The organism is Nocardioides stalactiti (genome assembly GCF_014180715.1).
In the GTDB taxonomy this organism is placed as follows: domain Bacteria; phylum Actinomycetota; class Actinomycetes; order Propionibacteriales; family Nocardioidaceae; genus Nocardioides; species Nocardioides stalactiti.
In genome coordinates this window covers 28370-42933 of sequence record NZ_JACEFC010000027.1, presented here as the reverse complement: position 1 = coordinate 42933, position 14564 = coordinate 28370, and the positions used below count along the sequence as shown (strand labels likewise).

The window sequence follows — 14564 nt, the reverse complement described above, 5'->3', positions numbered from 1 at the left end:
GCCCGCGCCTCGCGGGCGGCGGCGTCGAGGACATTTCTGCGCGGGTCGGGGACGGCGAGCCACGGCTCGACGACGACCAGACGGGCCAGACGGGCATCGGTGAGGACCGCGTCGACGGCCGCCCGGTCTCCGCCGACGACCACCGGACCGCGGAGACCCTCGAGGATCCGGGCAGCGTGGTCCGCGGCCGCCTCGTACGCCTCGCGTGCCTGGTTGTCCCGGCGACGGGCGAACCTCTGCTGGGACTGCCCGCCGGCCTTGGTCCGACCCTGGACGTGACGCTGGCCGACCTTGGAGGCGACCACCTCGTCCCCGGCGAGCCGAGCGACCGCGAACCCACCCTTCCGCACCAGGAGAACGCCCCAGTCGGCCGGCAGCACGAGCGCGGCCAGGAGGTCCGGGACGGTGGGCGGGCCGTCGTACGGCGCACTGAACGGCAGTCGGGCCCGGAACCAGCTCCCGTCCGCGGCCTCGCCCCGGAGCGCTCCGTCGGCCACCGCGAGCGACGTCTCGCCGTGCCGAGCGGCGAAGTTCTCGACCCACCGCGGCAGGCGCGCGCTGTCGACGGCGATCCGGTTCACGAGACCGACCCTACGTGTCTAGAACGTGTTCTAGCCTGGGACGGTGACCGAGATGCACCCCTGCCGGCTGGTCGACGTCGACTTCGTCGACACCGCCCGCTTCCGCTACGCCAACACCGTCGAGCTCGCCATCACCCCCGAGCAGCTCTTCGAGGTCCTCGCGGACGCCACGTCGTGGCCGCGCTGGGCGAAGGTGATCACCCACGTCACCTGGACGACCCCGGAGCCCCGCGGGGTCGGGACCCGCCGGGTCGTCGACATGCGCGGCGGCCTGGTCGGCGACGAGGAGTTCCTGCTCTGGGAGCCGCCGACGCGGATGGCGTTCCGCTTCAACGAGTCCTCGGAGAAGACCGTCCAGGCCTTCGCAGAGCGCTACGACGTCGTGCGCACCGCCACCGGCTGCAGCCTCACCTGGACCCTCGCGCTCGAGGTCGCCGGGCCCTCCCGCTTCTTCGTCCCGCTCGGCAAGCCGGTCATGAACCTGACGTTCCGCTGGTTCCTCAAGAACCTGCGCCGCTACACCGACGAGAAGTACGGCGTCACCGTCTGACCGACGAATCGCCCCGGTCGCCGGCGCGAGTTGCCAGGGTTGCCGGCGCGAGTTGCCCCTGTTGCGGGCGCGAGTTGCCCCTGTTGCGGGCGCGAGTCGCCCCTGCTGAGGCCTCGAACCGTCAGACGTTGAAGCCGAGGGCGCGGAGCTGCTCGCGGCCGTCGTCGGTGATCTTGTCCGGGCCCCACGGGGGCATCCAGACCCAGTTGATGGCGACGTCGTTGACGAGGCCCTCGAGCGCGGACTCCGTCTGGTCGGTGATCACGTCGGTCAGCGGGCACGCGGCCGAGGTGAGCGTCATGTCGAGGACCACGTTGGACGAGTCGTCGAGGTGGACGCCGTAGACGAGGCCGAGGTCGACGACGTTGATGCCGAGCTCGGGGTCGACGACGTCCTTCATCGCCTCGGTGACGTCGTCGACGGTCGTGGTCGTGCCGACGGCGCCGGTCGAACCAGCAGCCTCAGGGACCTCCGGCAGATCGCCGTGGTCGATGGTGCTCTCGGTCATCGGTCTCCTCCAGCTTGAACGGTGGCGTCTTTCCACGCCATCCACGACAACAGGGCGCACTTCACGCGCGCCGGGAACTTCGCGACACCGGCGAACGCGATCGCGTCCTCCAGGGTCTCCTCGTCGGGCTCCACGCTGCCCTTGCCCTGCATGAGGGTCAGGAACTCCTCGTGGATCGCCATCGCCTCATCGACGTTCTTGCCGACCACGAGGTCGTAGAGCACCGAGGCCGAGGCCTGCGAGATGGAGCAGCCGAGCGCGTCGTACGACACGTCGTCCACGACCCCGTCGCTGAGGTGCACCCGCAGGGTGACCTCGTCGCCGCAGGTGGGGTTGACGTGGTGGACCTCGGCCTCGAACTCCTCACGCAGGCCCTTGCCGTGGGGGTTCTTGTAGTGGTCGAGGATGATCTCCTGATACAGGGCATCCAGGTCTTGGCTCATCAGATCAGCCCAACTTGAAGTACGAGCGGGTGTATTCCAGGGCCTCGACGAGAGCGTCGATCTCCCCCGGCGTCGTGTAGAGGTACGACGACATCCGGGTCGAGCTCTGCACCCCGAAGCGGGCGTGCGCCGGCTTCGCACAGTGGTGACCCGCGCGTACGGCGACGCCGCGGGAGTCGAGCACCTGCGCGATGTCGTGCGGGTGGACGCCGTCGAGCTCGAAGGAGATCGCTCCCCCGCGTTCGGTGGCGTCGAGCGGACCGAGCACCGTCAGGCCCGGGACCGTCTGCAACCCCTCGAGCGCGTAGGCCGTGATCGCCTGCTCGTGCGCGTGCACGACGTCGAGCCCGAGGTGGCCGAGGTACTCGACCGCGGCACCGAGCCCGACGGCCTCGACGATCGGCGGGGTGCCGGCCTCGAACCGGTGCGGCGCCTTGGCGTAGGTCGAGCGCGCCATGGTGACCGTCTCGATCATCTCGCCACCCCCGTGGAACGGCGGCAGCTCGTTGAGCAGCTCCTCGCGGCCCCAGAGCACGCCGATGCCGGTCGGGCCGCAGACCTTGTGGCCCGTGAACACCAGGTAGTCGCACTCGACGGCCTGGACGTCCACGACCAGCTGGGGCGCGGCCTGCGACGCGTCGACCACCGAGACCGCGCCGGCCGCCCGCGCGCGGGCACACAGATCGGCGACCGGGTTGATCGTGCCGAGCATGTTGGAGACCCAGGTGAACGCGACCACCTTGGTGTTCTCGTCGACCAGCCGGTCGGCGTTGCTCAGGTCCAGCTGACCGTCATCGGTCAGGCCGAACCAGCGCAGCTCCGCGCCCGAGCGCTCGCACGCGAGCTGCCACGACACGATGTTGGAGTGGTGCTCCATCTCCGTGATCACGACGTTGTCGCCCGGGCCCAGCTCGATCGTCCGAGCCAGCAGGTTGAGCGCCTCGGTGGCGTTCTTCGTGAAGACGACCTCGTTGCGCGACCGCGCGTTGAGGAACGCCGCCACCTTGTCGCGGGCCTCCTCGAACGCCGCCGTCGACTCCGCGCCGAGCTGGTGCATGGCGCGGGCGATGTTGGCGTTGTGCCGCTCGAGGTGGTCGACCATCGCGTCGATCACCACCTGAGGCTTCTGCGAGGTGTTGGCGCTGTCGAGGTAGACCAGCGGTACGCCGCCCGCGAGCGTGCGCTCGAGGATCGGGAAGTCCTTGCGGACCACCTCGAGCTCGGGCAGCAGGCCAGGGAGGGCGGGCACGCTCATCGTCAGACCGCCGCCGTGAGGTACTTCTCGTAGCCGTTGGCCTCCAGCTCGTCGGCGAGCTCCGGGCCGCCCTCGTCGGCCACCTTGCCGTCGACGAACACGTGGACGTAGTCGGGCTTGATGTAGCGCAGGATCCGCGTGTAGTGCGTGATGAGCAGGACGCCCTTGTTGTCACGCTCGCGGAACCGGTTGACGCCCTCGGAGACGACCTTGAGCGCGTCGATGTCGAGGCCGGAGTCGGTCTCGTCGAGGATCGCGACCTTGGGGTCGAGGAGGTCGAGCTGGGCGATCTCGTGGCGCTTCTTCTCCCCACCGGAGAAGCCCTCGTTGACCGAACGCGACGAGAACGTGGAGTCCAGGTTCATCAGGTCCAGGGCGCTGTTGACGTCCTTGACCCAGGTGCGCAGCTTCGGCGCCTCACCGCTGATCGCGGTCTTGGCGGTGCGCAGGAAGTTCGACACCGACACGCCGGGGACCTCGACGGGGTACTGCATCGCGAGGAACAGGCCGGCGCGGGCGCGCTCGTCGACCGACATCTCCAGCACGTCCTCGCCGTCGAGGGTCACCGTGCCGCCGGTGATCTCGTAGCGCGGGTGACCGGCGATCGAGTACGCGAGGGTCGACTTGCCCGAGCCGTTGGGACCCATGATCGCGTGGGTCTCGCCGTCCTTGATGGTCAGCGTGACGCCCTTGAGGATCTCCTTGGGGCCGTCCTCGGTGTTGACCTGGACCTTGAGGTCCTTGATCTCCAGGGTGCTCATGTGGGGGTGACTCCGTTCGCGGTGGTGGTGACGTCGACGTAGAGGTCATCGCCTCGGACCTCGACGGGGAAGGTGGCGACCGCTTCGGTCGCCGGGAAGTGGGTGGGCTTGCCGGTGCGCAGCTCGAAGCAGGAGCCGTGCAGCCAGCACTCGACAGCGCCGTTGGCGACCTCGCCCTCGGAGAGCGAGACCGCGGCGTGGGAGCAGAGGTCCTGGAGCGCGAAGTACTCGTCGCCGTCCTTGGCGATGGCGACGTCGTACTCGCCGATCGTGACGGCGAGCGCCTCGTCGTCCGGTACGTCGGCCAGCGCGCAGGCCTTCTCGAACGTCACACGAGCTCCTTGAGGACGTTCTTGGCCAGCTCGGCCTCGACCGTGGCGGCGAGCTGCTCCTGGAGCTCGGGCACCCCGATCTTGCGGATCAGGTCGTCGAAGAAGCCGTGCACGACCAGGCGCTGCGCCTCCTTCTCGGAGATGCCGCGCGATCGCAGGTAGAAGAGGTGCTCGTCGTCGAAGCGCGCGGTGGCCGAGGCGTGCCCGGCACCGGCGATCTCGCCCGTCTCGATCTCGAGGTTGGGGACGGAGTCGGCGTGGCACCCGTCGGTGAGGACCAGGTTGCGGTTCTCCTCGTAGGTCTCGATGCCCTCGGCGACCTTGCGGATGAGCACGTTGCCGATCCAGACCGTGTGCGCCTTCTCGCCCTGGAGCGCGCCCTTGTAGACCACGTGGCTCTTGGTCTTGGGGGCGGTGTGGTCGACGAAGAGACGGTGCTCGATGTGCTGACCGGCGTCGGCGAAGTAGAGGCCGAGCATCTCGACCGAGCCGCCGGGGCCGGAGTACTCCGCGGTGGTGTCGTGGCGGACCACGTCACCGCCGATGGTGATGTCGACGTGCTTGAACTCCGCGTCGCGACCGACCCGGATGTGCCGGTGGCCGACGTGGACGGCGTCGTCGGCCCAGTCGTCGATGCTGATGACGGTGAGCTTGGCCCCGTCCTCGACGACGACCTCGACGTTGTCGGCCAGGATCATCGAGCCCTCGAACCGGATGACGACGACCGCCTGGGAGAACTTCTCCGCCCGGATCACCGCGTGCGTCGCAGTGGCCTCGTCGGTGCCCGTGCCCTTGAGGGTGACGAACACCGGGCGGTCCAGCTCGGTCTCGGCGGGGATGGTCACCGCGAGCGTCGACTTCGCCTCGGCGAAGGCACGCGCGGAGATCCGGTCCCACGGGACCAGTCCGCTGACGCCCTTGAGCGCGTCGCCCTCGACCTGCTCGATCCGGACGCCCTCGGGCGCGTCGAACGCAGGGGCGTACGACGTCCCGGCGAGCGAGGCCTCCTGGTGGAGACCCTTGAGGCGCTTCAGCGGGGTGAACCGCCAGATCTCCTCACGACCGGTCGGGACCTCGTGGTCGGCGACGTCGAAGGACCCCTCGGGGTGGAGGTGGGACTCGACCTTGTCCATCTCGAGGGCAGCCCCGAGACGCTCTGCAACTGCCGACATCAGCCGACGGCTCCTTCCATCTGCAGCTCGATGAGCCGGTTGAGCTCGAGGGCGTACTCCATCGGGAGCTCCTTGGCGATCGGCTCGACGAAGCCGCGGACGATCATCGCCATCGCCTCGTCCTGCTCCATGCCGCGTGACATGAGGTAGAAGAGCTGGTCGTCGGAGACCTTCGAGACGCTCGCCTCGTGGCCCATGGACACGTCGTCCTCGCGGATGTCGACGTAGGGGTAGGTGTCGGAGCGGCTGATCTGGTCGACCAGGAGCGCGTCGCACAGCACGTTGGACTTCGAGCCGTGCGCGCCCTCGTTGATCTGGATCAGGCCGCGGTACGACGTACGCCCGCCGCCGCGCGCGACCGACTTGCTGAGGATCGAGCTGGACGTGTTGGGCGCCGCGTGCACCATCTTGGCGCCGGCGTCCTGGTGCTGGCCCTCGCCCGCGAACGCGATGGAGAGCGTCTCGCCCTTGGCGTGCTCGCCCATCAGGTAGACGGCGGGGTACTTCATCGTCACCTTGGAGCCGATGTTGCCGTCGACCCACTCCATCGTCGCGCCGGCCTCGCAGACCGCGCGCTTGGTGACGAGGTTGTAGACGTTGTTCGACCAGTTCTGGATGGTCGTGTAGCGGCAGCGGCCGCCCTTCTTGACGATGATCTCGACGACCGCGGAGTGCAGCGAGTCCGACGAGTAGATCGGCGCGGTGCAGCCCTCGACGTAGTGCACGTAGGCGTCCTCGTCGACGATGATCAGGGTCCGCTCGAACTGGCCCATGTTCTCGGTGTTGATCCGGAAGTAGGCCTGGAGCGGGATGTCGACGTGGACACCCTTGGGCACGTAGATGAACGAGCCACCGGACCACACGGCGGTGTTGAGCGCAGCGAACTTGTTGTCGCCGACCGGGATCACGGTGCCGAAGTACTCCTGGAACAGCTCCGGCTGCTCCTTGAGCGCGGTGTCGGTGTCGAGGAACAGGACGCCCTGGGCCTCGAGGTCCTCACGGATCGAGTGGTAGACGACCTCGGACTCGTACTGGGCCGCGACACCGGAGACCAGGCGCTGCTTCTCCGCCTCGGGGATGCCGAGCTTGTCGTAGGTGTTCTTGATGTCCTCGGGGAGGTCGTCCCAGGTGGCGGCCTGCTTCTCCGAGGAGCGCACGAAGTACTTGATGTTGTCGAAGTCGATCGCGCTCAGGTCCGAGCCCCACGTGGGCATGGGCTTGCGACCGAAGAGCTTGAGGCCCTTCAGGCGCAGGTCGAGCATCCACTGCGGTTCGGACTTCAGCGAGGAGATGTTGCGGACCACGTCCTCGCTCAGGCCGCGCTTCGCGTCGGCGCCGACGTCGTTCTTGTCGGACCAGCCGAACTCGTAGCGACCGATGCCCTTCAGCTCGGGGTTGAGGTCTTCGATGGAGGTCATGAGGTGACCTGCTCCTTCTCTCTGTCGATCGCGGGTGTGGCCGGGATGCACGTCGTGCAGACGCCGTCGCCGTGGGCGATGGTCGCCAGTCGTTGGACATGGGTGCCGAGCACGCGGCTGATCGCCTCGGTCTCGGCCTCGCACAGCTGCGGGAACTCGTGGGCGACGTGGGACACGGGGCAGTGCTGCTGGCACAGCTGCTCCCCGCCGAGCACGTTGAGGGGGCGAGGAAGCTGGCGGACGGAGGCGGCGTAGCCCTCGTCCGAGAAGACCATCGCGAGCACCTCGGCCGGCGAGGCGTCGGGGTGCTGCGCGGCGACCTGCGGGAACTTCTCCTCGATGAACGACGCGCGCCGCTCGGCGAACGCCTTCACCGCCTCGGGGCCGACCGTCTCGGCCAGGAAGCGCAGCGCCTCGTTGGCCAGGTCGTCGTACTGCTGGTCGAAGCCGTCGCGCCCGTGCTCGGTCAGCGCGAACACCTTCGCCGGACGCCCGCGGCCCCGCGAGCCGACCGGACGAGGGTCGCGCGCCTCGACGGCCCGCTCCTCGAGCAGGTGGTCGAGATGGCGTCGTACGGCGGCCGGCGTCAGGTCCAGACGCTCAGCCAGCGCCGCTGCCGTGGAGGGCCCGTTGACCAGGATCGACCGCGCCACGCGCTGGCGCGTCGGCTGGTCGGAGTCGTGGCCCATGTTTTCCACAACACAAGTGTGACGTTAATGCTTCCGCGCATTCAAGCAAGGCCACCCTAAGTGGTCCCGGTCACGCCTCCGCGATCCTGGTCAGGGGCGGGTGTGGCGGAGCCAGGCGAGCCCGGCGAACGGCAGCACGAGCGGGACGAACCCGTAGCCCTGGCCGAAGTGCGACCACACCGTGCGGTCCGGGAACAGGTCCGTGGCGACATAGCTGAGCGCGCCCACCGACAAGACCCCGACCAGCTCGATCCCGACCGCGATGCCCGCGACCCGCCAGCCAGTGACGCCGCCGAGGAGCAGGGAGGTGGTGGCGACCAGGTAGACCACCGCGGCCAGGAGGGAGAGCGAGTACGCCAACGGAGCCCGGTCGAAGTCGGTACCGATCTGGAGGACGGAGCGCCCGGTGGCCGCGACCGCGAAGACGCCGTACGCGAACACGAGCGCACGGCCCCAGCCCGACGCCAGCTCGGCGGACGGGCGCGACACGGACGACCGGGCCTCAGACAAGGGTGCTCCAGATGTCGATGACGCGGGCCTCGAGCGCCGCGACGGTGGCGACCGCCAGGAGCATGCTGAAGGTGCCGGCCCGCGACCGCTCGATGAGCCCGAAATAGGCACCGAGCACCGGTCCGATCGCCATCGCGCCGAGATAGCTGATCACCTTCGCCTGGTCGGAGCCGTCGATGTCGGCACCCGCCAGGTCGACCCCCGCCCAGACCGCGTGGACGAGGACCGCGACCTCGACGACCGCGAGGGCGACGAAGTGGGAGTCCAGGGTGTTGCGGTCGCGGACCAGGTCGACGACGAAGAGCAGGGCCGCGGCAGCACACGCCAGCAGCACGGCGCCTTCCACCCACGCGTTCACGCCGCACAGCGTAGAAGGGCTCACCAGCCTCGACTCCCGGCGGGTGTCCTTCGCGGCCGACGCCGCCGGCTGAAGCCCGGACCGGCGGTCGGCACCGGCGACAGCCTCCCTAAACTGTGGCGGTGCCCGAGCCTTCCCCCGCCGTGCGCATCGACGGCCTGGTGATGCGCTACGGCGACAAGACCGCCGTCGACGGCCTCTCCCTCGAGGTCGCGGCCCACACGATCACGGCCGTCCTCGGACCCAACGGCGCGGGCAAGACCACCACGCTCGAGACCTGCGAGGGCTACCGCCGTCCGCAGGCCGGCTCGGTGCGCGTGCTCGGGCTCGACCCGGTGGCGGACCGCCGGGCTCTGATGCCCCGGATCGGCGTGATGCTCCAGGCCGGCGGCGCGTGGAGCGGCGTCCGGGCCGACGAGATGCTCACCCACGTCGCCCGGCTGCACGCCCACCCGCTCGACACCGGCCTGCTCATGGATCGGCTCGCCCTCCACGAGTGCGGGCGGACGCCGTACCGGCGACTCTCGGGCGGCCAGCAGCAGCGGCTCGGGCTGGCGATGGCTCTCGTCGGCCGCCCCGAGCTGGTCTTCGTCGACGAGCCGACTGCGGGCCTGGACCCGCAGGTCCGCCGGACCGTCTGGGAGCTGCTCGAGGAGCTGCGCACCGACGGCGTGACCGTCGTGCTGACGACGCACTACCTGGAGGAGGCCGAGCGCCTCGCCGACCACGTGCACATCCTCGACAAGGGCACGCTCGTCGCCAGCGGCTCCCCGCTCGAGCTGACCCGGGGCGGCACCGTCGCCACGATCCGGCTGGTCGTGACCCAGCCGTTCCCGCCCGGGGCGCCGCAGTCGCTCGCCGACGCCCTCGGCCCGACGACCGAGCTGATCGTGCTCGACGAGCACAGCCTCCAGGTGTCCGGACCGGCCGACGGCTCGACGCTCGCGGTGGTCTCGCGCTGGTGCGAGCACCACGGCGTGCTCCCGGAGTCGCTCACCCTGGGCCAGCGCAACCTCGAGGACGTCTTCCTCGAGCTCACCGCACGCGAGACGGAGGTGTCGGGCTCATGAGCGCCGGGACGTTCACGCCGGCACCGGGGGCCGCGCCGGTCGCTCGCCAGGTGCTCGCCCAGACGGCGATGGAGGCCAGGCTCCTCCTCCGCAACGGCGAGCAGCTGCTCCTCGCGGTCGTGATCCCCCTCATCGTGCTCGTCGGCGCCGTCCGCGGCTCGGCCGCGCTCGACCTCGGCTCGAAGCACACCTCGGTCGACGTCCTCACCCCCGGTGTGCTCGCGCTCGCCGTCATGTCGACGGCGTTCACCTCGCTGGCCATCGCGACCGGGTTCGAGCGGCGGTACGGCGTCCTCAAGCGGCTCGGCACCGCTCCCCTGGCCCGCGGCGCCCTCCTCGGCGGCAAGATCGGCGCCCTGCTGCTGGTCGAGGTCCTCCAGTTCCTCGTCATCGGCGCGGCCGGGCTGGCGCTCGGCTGGTCCCCCGACGTCCAGCCGGTCGCCCTGCTCCTCGCCGTGCTGCTCGGCACCGCGGCCTTCGCCGGGCTCGGCATGCTGCTCGCGGGCACCCTGCGCGCGGAGGCCACCCTGGCTGCGGCGAACCTGGTCTACCTGCTGCTGCTCGCGGGCGGTGCGGTCGTCCTGCCGGCGGCGGCGTACGGCGGCCTCGGCGACGTCATGACCTGGCTCCCCTCGGGTGCCCTCGGCGAGGCGATGCGCGACGCGTTCGACGGCTCCGTCGCCTGGCGGGAGCTCGCCACGCTGGCGGCCTGGGCCGTCGGCGGCGGCGCGGCCGCGGGGCGGTGGTTCCGGTGGGAGTGACGCAGACGCAGCGGCCGACGCGCACCCTCGTCCGGCTGGCCTGGGCCAACCTGGTCGCCAACATCGCGATCGTCATCACCGGCGGGGCGGTGCGGCTGACCGGCTCCGGGCTCGGCTGCCCGACCTGGCCGCGCTGCACCGACGATTCCTACGTCCCGCACGACGAGCTGGGCATCAACGGCGCGATCGAGTTCGGCAACCGGACCCTGACCTTCGTCCTGGTCGCGATCGCGATCGGTTGCTGGGTGGCCGCACTGCGGCCGGTCCTCAGCGACCGTGACGGCGCTGACCGACGTCCGTTCGTCCTCGCCACGGTGATCGCGCTCGGCATCCCGGCCCAGGCGATCATCGGCGGCATCACGGTACTCACCGACCTCAACCCGTGGATCGTCGCGTTCCACCTGCTGGTGTCGATGGCGATCATCGGCGCCTGCGTCCTCCTCGTCGACCTGCTCGCCGGCCGACCCCGCGCCTGGGCGACCCCGCGGCTCAAGCAGGCCGCGGCCGCCACCTTCGCCGCCGGCTGGGTCGTGCTCTACCTCGGCACGGTCGTGACCGGCTCGGGCCCCCACAGCGGCGACCTCGACTCGCGTCGGACCGGCCTGGACCCGGCCACGATGTCCCACGTCCACGCCTGGGCGGTCTACGCGCTGGTCGGCCTCACCGTGCTCACGCTCGTGCTCGCCCGGCGCGCGGGCAACGTGCCGTTGCGCACCGCCGCGACCGCACTGCTCGGCGTCGAGGTCCTGCAGGGCGCGATCGGCTACACCCAGTACTTCCTCGACCTGCCGATCGCGCTCGTGCTCCTGCACATGCTCGGCGCGGCACTCACGTCGGCCGCGCTCGCCTGGCTGGTCATCTCGACCCGCGCCTCCCGCGGCGCCTGACGCACCGGCTGGATCAGCGGGTCTGCGGGTCAGCGCAGGAGCGGGTCGATCGCGACCGCGACGAACAGCAGCGACAGATAGAGGTTGCTGCTGTGGAAGAGGTGCATGGGGCGGATGATCGAGAGGTCCTCGGTGCCCTTGGCCCGTCGCTCGAGCTGGTGGGCCTGGAGCAGGAACACCGCGCCGAGGACCGCAGCCGCGATCGGGTAGACGAGGCCCGTGTCCGCGACCGGCCACAGGACCAGGCTGGTCGCGACCATCACCCAGCTGTAGACGACGATCTGCACGGCGACGTTGTGGGCCGAGCGGACGACGGGCAGCATCGGGACGTCGACCTGCTTGTAGTCCTCGCGGTAGCGCAGGGCCAGCGCCCAGGTGTGCGGCGGCGTCCAGAAGAACACCACGAGGAACAGCACGATCGGCTCCCAGGCGAGCTGCTCGGTCACCGCGGTCCAGCCGATGAGGGCCGGGAAGCAGCCGGCGATGCCGCCCCAGACGATGTTCTGGGTGGTCCTCCGCTTGAGGATCATCGTGTAGCCGAAGACGTAGAACGCGTTGGCGGCCACGGACAGCACGGCCGAGAGCGGGTTGACCCACTGCCACAGGATCACCGTCGAGAGGATCCCGAGGACGAATCCGAAGACGAGCGCGGCCCGCGGCGTCACGATGTGACGCGGCAGCGCGCGGCGCCGGGTACGACGCATCTGCTCGTCGATGTCGCGGTCGTAGACGCAGTTGAAGACCGACGCGGAGCCGGCCGACAGCGCTCCACCGGCGACGGTCGCGACGACCAGGCCGAGGTCGGGGACCCCGGCGGCGGCGAAGAACATGACCGGCACGGTCGTCAGCAGCAGCAGCTCGATGACCCGGGGCTTGGTGAGGCCGACGTAGGCCATCACGACGTCCTTGAAGGTGGCCTTCTCCTGGATGTCGCCCTGCTCGACGACACCGTTCACGCCGACGACCAGCCGAGTGGCTGGGCGGTCAGGGTCGACGGTCGTCACAGAGGTACCTCACGGCAGGGGTCGGGCCGAGCCGAGTGTATCGGTGATCGGGCCCACGTCCGCCATCCGGCCCGGGGAACCGGCTGCGGACCGGCCGAACCCGCTGAGTAGGCTCGGACGCATGATCCCGGAGCTGGACTGGACCGACCTCGACCGCAAGGCCGTCGACACCGCGAGGGTGCTCGCGATGGACGCCGTGCAGAAGGTCGGCAACGGCCATCCGGGCACCGCGATGAGTCTGGCACCCGCGGCGTACCTCCTCTTCCAGAAGGTCATGCGGCACGACCCGGCCGACCCGGACTGGATGTCTCGCGACCGCTTCGTGCTGAGCGCCGGCCACAGCTCGATCACGCTCTACACCCAGCTCTTCCTCGGCGGGTTCGGCCTCGAGCTGGCTGACCTCGAGTCCCTGCGCACCTGGGGCTCCAAGACCCCCGGCCACCCGGAGTTCGGCCACACCGCAGGCGTCGAGGTCACCACCGGACCGCTCGGCCAGGGTGTCGCCAACGCGGTCGGCATGGCGATGGCCGCTCGTCGCGAGCGCGGGATGTTCGACCCCGAGTCCCCTGCGGGCGAGTCGCTGTTCGACCACCACGTCTACGTCCTCGCCTCGGACGGCGACCTCCAGGAGGGCGTGAGCGGCGAGGCCTCCTCGATCGCCGGCACCCAGGAGCTCGGCAACCTCACGGTCATCTACGACGCCAACCGGATCTCGATCGAGGGCGACACCCACATCGCGTTCAACGAGGACGTCGCGAAGCGCTACGAGGCCTACGGCTGGCACGTCCAGACCGTCGACTGGACCAAGGACGGCGACCACACCAACGGCGCCGACTACCACGAGGACGTCCCCGCGCTGCACGCCGCGATCGCCGCCGCCGACGCCGTCGTCGACCAGCCCTCTCTCATCGTCCTCAAGACGATCATCGCCTGGCCCTCCCCCAACGCCCAGAACACCGAGGCCTCCCACGGCTCGGCCCTCGGCGCCGAGGAGGTCGCCGCCACCAAGAAGGTCCTCGGCTTCGACCCCGAGCAGCACTTCGAGGTGCCCGACGACGTCATCACCCACACCCGCTCGCTGCTCGAGCGCGGCAAGGCGTGGGGCGCCGAGTGGGACCGCCAGTACGACGTGTGGGCCGCCGCCCACCCCGAGCGGGCCGCGGTCCTCCACCGGATGAAGTCGCGGTCCCTCCCCGAGGGCGTCGAGGCGGCGCTGCCGTCGTTCCCGGCCGACGCCAAGGGCGTCGCGACCCGTTCGGCTTCCGGCAAGGTCATCAACGCGGTGGCCCCGCTGATGCCCGAGCTCTGGGGCGGTTCGGCCGACCTCGCCGGCTCCAACAACACCACGATCAACGGCGTCCCGTCGTTCCTCCCGGCGGACCGCTCGGTCGAGGAGTGGCAGGCCGACCCGCTGCACGGCCGGGTCCTCCACTTCGGCATCCGCGAGCACGCCATGGGCGCGATCATGAACGGCATCGCCGTCCACGGCGGCACCCGCGTCTTCGGTGGCACCTTCCTGACGTTCTCCGACTACATGCGGGGCGCGGTCCGGGTCGCGGCGCTCATGCAGGCGCCGGTCGTCTACGTCTGGACCCACGACTCGATCGGCCTCGGCGAGGACGGCCCGACGCACCAGCCGGTCGAGCACCTCTGGGCGCTGCGCGGGATCCCGGGCCTCGACATCGTCCGGCCGGCCGACGCCAACGAGACCGTCGCCGCCTGGCTCCAGATCCTCCACAACACCGACCGACCGGCCGGGCTCATCCTGTCGCGCCAGAACCTGCCGGTCTTCCCGCGCGGCGAAGACGGCTTCGCGACCACCGAGCACGTCGCGAAGGGCGGCTACGTCCTCGTCGAGGCCGACGGCGGTCAGCCCGACGTCATCCTCATCGGCACCGGCTCGGAGGTGCAGCTCGCGGTGCAGGCGCGCGAGCAGCTCGCCGCCGAGGGCATCAACGCGCGGGTCGTGTCGATGCCGTCGATCGAGTGGTTCGAGCAGCAGACCCAGGCCTACCGCGACCAGGTGCTGCCGCCGACGGTCCGGGCGCGGGTCAGCGTGGAGGCCGGTATCAGGCAGGGCTGGCGCGAGTACGTCGGCGACGCCGGCCGGATGGTCAGCCTGGAGCACTTCGGGGCTTCGGCCGACTACCAGCGGATCTTCGCAGAAGTGGGTATCACTGCAGAAGCAGTCGCCCAGGCCGCCAAGGACAGCATCGAGGCAGCCGCCAAGTAACCCACCCGGCGGCCGCCCCTAGCCACAGACTC

The 14564-nt window shown here is 70.3% G+C and carries 17 protein-coding genes; 5 read left to right on the top strand and 12 right to left on the bottom strand.

The annotated features are described in order from the left end of the window. On the bottom strand, nucleotides 1-581 hold a 581-nt coding region (locus H0487_RS07900; protein ID WP_183093688.1), incomplete at its 3' end, for an acVLRF1 family peptidyl-tRNA hydrolase. Nucleotides 582-633: 52 nt separating this feature from the next. On the opposite strand from H0487_RS07900, the gene H0487_RS07895 reads away from it, so the two are divergent. Then, nucleotides 634-1131 (top strand): SRPBCC family protein, encoded by a 498-nt coding sequence (locus tag H0487_RS07895; protein ID WP_183093692.1) that lies wholly within the window; start codon nucleotides 634-636, stop codon nucleotides 1129-1131. A 121-nt stretch (nucleotides 1132-1252) separates the two neighbouring features. Here the strand turns inward: H0487_RS07895 and H0487_RS07890 are convergent, their stop codons facing one another. The 10 genes from H0487_RS07890 to H0487_RS07845 form a co-directional block, all read right to left on the bottom strand. Further along, complete coding sequence (locus H0487_RS07890) at nucleotides 1253-1639, bottom strand: metal-sulfur cluster assembly factor (protein ID WP_183093687.1); 387 nt, start codon at nucleotides 1637-1639, stop codon at nucleotides 1253-1255. Further along, entirely contained in the window at nucleotides 1636-2082 is a 447-nt protein-coding gene (gene sufU / locus H0487_RS07885) for a Fe-S cluster assembly sulfur transfer protein SufU (RefSeq protein WP_183093686.1), read from the bottom strand. Before sufU ends, H0487_RS07890 begins: the two co-directional genes overlap by 4 nt. 4 nt (nucleotides 2083-2086) lie before the next feature. Continuing rightward, entirely contained in the window at nucleotides 2087-3337 is a 1251-nt protein-coding gene (locus H0487_RS07880) for a cysteine desulfurase (protein ID WP_183093685.1), read from the bottom strand. Between the two features lie 2 nt (nucleotides 3338-3339). Next, nucleotides 3340-4098: a Fe-S cluster assembly ATPase SufC gene (sufC, locus tag H0487_RS07875; protein ID WP_183093684.1), complete on the bottom strand. Its 759-nt coding sequence runs from the start codon at nucleotides 4096-4098 to the stop codon at nucleotides 3340-3342. After that, complete coding sequence (locus tag H0487_RS07870) at nucleotides 4095-4430, bottom strand: non-heme iron oxygenase ferredoxin subunit (protein WP_183093683.1); 336 nt, start codon at nucleotides 4428-4430, stop codon at nucleotides 4095-4097. Before H0487_RS07870 ends, sufC begins: the two co-directional genes overlap by 4 nt. Further along, the gene (gene sufD, locus H0487_RS07865; RefSeq protein ID WP_183093682.1) at nucleotides 4427-5602 is read right to left on the bottom strand and encodes a Fe-S cluster assembly protein SufD; all 1176 of its coding nucleotides are present in this window, start codon (nucleotides 5600-5602) and stop codon (nucleotides 4427-4429) included. Before sufD ends, H0487_RS07870 begins: the two co-directional genes overlap by 4 nt. Next, a complete protein-coding gene (gene sufB, locus H0487_RS07860; protein ID WP_183093681.1) occupies nucleotides 5602-7020 on the bottom strand; it encodes a Fe-S cluster assembly protein SufB in 1419 nt (472 codons plus the stop codon). The genes sufD and sufB overlap by 1 nt, the downstream gene beginning before the upstream one ends. Beyond that, the gene (locus H0487_RS07855; protein ID WP_183093680.1) at nucleotides 7017-7709 is read right to left on the bottom strand and encodes a helix-turn-helix transcriptional regulator; all 693 of its coding nucleotides are present in this window, start codon (nucleotides 7707-7709) and stop codon (nucleotides 7017-7019) included. Before H0487_RS07855 ends, sufB begins: the two co-directional genes overlap by 4 nt. A 90-nt stretch (nucleotides 7710-7799) precedes the next feature. Continuing rightward, a complete protein-coding gene (locus tag H0487_RS07850) occupies nucleotides 7800-8198 on the bottom strand; it encodes a hypothetical protein (protein ID WP_183093679.1) in 399 nt (132 codons plus the stop codon). Nucleotides 8199-8211: 13 nt separating this feature from the next. After that, nucleotides 8212-8577, bottom strand: coding sequence for a hypothetical protein (locus H0487_RS07845; RefSeq protein ID WP_183093678.1), 366 nt, complete (start codon nucleotides 8575-8577; stop codon nucleotides 8212-8214). Between the two features lie 122 nt (nucleotides 8578-8699). On the opposite strand from H0487_RS07845, the gene H0487_RS07840 reads away from it, so the two are divergent. The 3 genes from H0487_RS07840 to H0487_RS07830 are packed head-to-tail and all read left to right on the top strand — an operon-like array spanning nucleotide 8700 to nucleotide 11295. Then, nucleotides 8700-9647 (top strand): ABC transporter ATP-binding protein, encoded by a 948-nt coding sequence (locus H0487_RS07840; protein ID WP_312855857.1) that lies wholly within the window; start codon nucleotides 8700-8702, stop codon nucleotides 9645-9647. Next, the gene (locus H0487_RS07835; protein WP_183093677.1) at nucleotides 9644-10408 is read left to right on the top strand and encodes an ABC transporter permease; all 765 of its coding nucleotides are present in this window, start codon (nucleotides 9644-9646) and stop codon (nucleotides 10406-10408) included. Before H0487_RS07840 ends, H0487_RS07835 begins: the two co-directional genes overlap by 4 nt. Next, on the top strand, nucleotides 10399-11295 hold the full coding sequence (locus H0487_RS07830) for a COX15/CtaA family protein (RefSeq protein WP_183093676.1): 897 nt from the start codon (nucleotides 10399-10401) through the stop codon (nucleotides 11293-11295). The genes H0487_RS07835 and H0487_RS07830 overlap by 10 nt, the downstream gene beginning before the upstream one ends. A 29-nt stretch (nucleotides 11296-11324) precedes the next feature. On the opposite strand, the gene H0487_RS07825 is transcribed toward H0487_RS07830, so the two are convergent. Continuing rightward, nucleotides 11325-12299, bottom strand: coding sequence for a heme o synthase (locus H0487_RS07825; protein WP_376766670.1), 975 nt, complete (start codon nucleotides 12297-12299; stop codon nucleotides 11325-11327). Nucleotides 12300-12420: 121 nt separating this feature from the next. On the opposite strand from H0487_RS07825, the gene tkt reads away from it, so the two are divergent. Continuing rightward, nucleotides 12421-14532 (top strand): transketolase, encoded by a 2112-nt coding sequence (gene tkt / locus H0487_RS07820; protein ID WP_183093675.1) that lies wholly within the window; start codon nucleotides 12421-12423, stop codon nucleotides 14530-14532. Nucleotides 14533-14564 lie beyond the last annotated feature (32 nt).

Bases quoted from the DNA above. Each gene is read 5' to 3' on its own strand.
- H0487_RS07895 (WP_183093692.1), top strand. From the start codon at position 634: ATGCACCCCTGCCGGCTGGTCGACGTCGACTTCGTCGACACCGCCCGC.
- H0487_RS07890 (WP_183093687.1), bottom strand. From the start codon at position 1,639: ATGACCGAGAGCACCATCGACCACGGCGATCTGCCGGAGGTCCCTGAG.
- sufU (WP_183093686.1), bottom strand. From the start codon at position 2,082: ATGAGCCAAGACCTGGATGCCCTGTATCAGGAGATCATCCTCGACCAC.
- H0487_RS07880 (WP_183093685.1), bottom strand. From the start codon at position 3,337: ATGAGCGTGCCCGCCCTCCCTGGCCTGCTGCCCGAGCTCGAGGTGGTC.
- sufC (WP_183093684.1), bottom strand. From the start codon at position 4,098: ATGAGCACCCTGGAGATCAAGGACCTCAAGGTCCAGGTCAACACCGAG.
- sufD (WP_183093682.1), bottom strand. From the start codon at position 5,602: ATGTCGGCAGTTGCAGAGCGTCTCGGGGCTGCCCTCGAGATGGACAAG.
- sufB (WP_183093681.1), bottom strand. From the start codon at position 7,020: ATGACCTCCATCGAAGACCTCAACCCCGAGCTGAAGGGCATCGGTCGC.
- H0487_RS07855 (WP_183093680.1), bottom strand. From the start codon at position 7,709: ATGGGCCACGACTCCGACCAGCCGACGCGCCAGCGCGTGGCGCGGTCG.
- H0487_RS07835 (WP_183093677.1), top strand. From the start codon at position 9,644: ATGAGCGCCGGGACGTTCACGCCGGCACCGGGGGCCGCGCCGGTCGCT.
- tkt (WP_183093675.1), top strand. From the start codon at position 12,421: ATGATCCCGGAGCTGGACTGGACCGACCTCGACCGCAAGGCCGTCGAC.